We start from the raw sequence: 1,139 nt of genomic DNA on the forward strand, positions 1-1,139 counted from the left end.
CGCGGCGACTACCTGGCGATCGTGACGCTCGGCTTCGGTGAAATCGTCCGGATCTTCATGAACAACCTCGACCGTCCGGTGAACATCACCAACGGCCCGAAGGGGATCACGGGCATCGATCCGGTGCATGTCGGCGGCTTCAACCTGTCGCAGACGCACTCGCTGTTCGGCCTGCAGCTGCCGTCGGTCTACATGTACTACTACCTGTTCGTGCTGTGCTCGCTGCTGGTGATCTGGGTCTGTACGCGCCTGCAGCACTCGCGTATCGGCCGTGCGTGGGCAGCGATCCGCGAAGACGAGATCGCGGCGAAGGCGATGGGCATCAACACCCGTAACGTGAAGCTGCTCGCGTTCGCGATGGGCGCGTCGTTCGGCGGCCTGTCGGGCGCGATGTTCGGCTCGTTCCAGGGCTTCGTGTCGCCGGAATCGTTCACGTTCTGGGAATCGATCGTGGTGCTCGCCTGCGTGGTGCTCGGCGGCATGGGCCACATCCCGGGCGTGATCCTGGGTGCGGTGCTGCTCGCGATCTTCCCGGAATTCCTGCGCTCGACGATGAGCCCGCTGCAGCATGCGTTGTTCGGCCACGACATCGTCGATACGGAAGTGATCCGTCAGGCGCTGTACGGCCTCGCGATGGTCGTCATCATGCTGTACCGCTCGGAAGGCCTGTGGCCCGCGCCGAAGCATGAGGACAAGATCGCGAAACTGGCGAAGCGCAACAGCAAGAAGCCGGTGCGCGCTTAATCGACGGACACAGGGGATATACACATGAGCGACAAGCAAATCCGACTGTCCGTGCAGGGCGTGAACAAACGCTTCGGCGGCCTGCAGGCACTGTCAGACGTCGGCCTGCAGATCAAGGAAGGCGAGATCTACGGCCTGATCGGCCCGAACGGCGCCGGCAAGACGACGTTCTTCAACGTGATCACGGGCCTCTACACGCCGGATTCCGGCGACTTCAAGCTGGACGGCCAGAACTACACGCCGACGGCCGTGCACCAGGTGGCCAAGGCCGGCATCGCGCGCACGTTCCAGAACATCCGCCTGTTCGGCGGGATGACGGCGCTCGAGAACGTGATGGTGGGCCGCCACGTGCGCACCAAGCACGGGCTGCTCGGCGCGGTGTTCCAGACGCCGGC

The 1,139-nt window shown here is 64.1% G+C and carries 2 protein-coding genes; both read left to right on the forward strand.

What is annotated here, in order from left to right; genetic code table 11:
- Positions 1-744: branched-chain amino acid ABC transporter permease (locus AC0KUR_RS37905; protein ID WP_473377391.1), on the forward strand; the 744-nt coding region annotated here is incomplete at its 5' end.
- 24 nt (positions 745-768) lie between these two features.
- A partial coding sequence (locus tag AC0KUR_RS37910; protein WP_473377392.1) for an ATP-binding cassette domain-containing protein occupies positions 769-1,139 on the forward strand: 371 nt, incomplete at its 3' end.

The sequence above is a fragment of the Burkholderia sp. YHN3-13 genome, assembly GCF_055810675.1.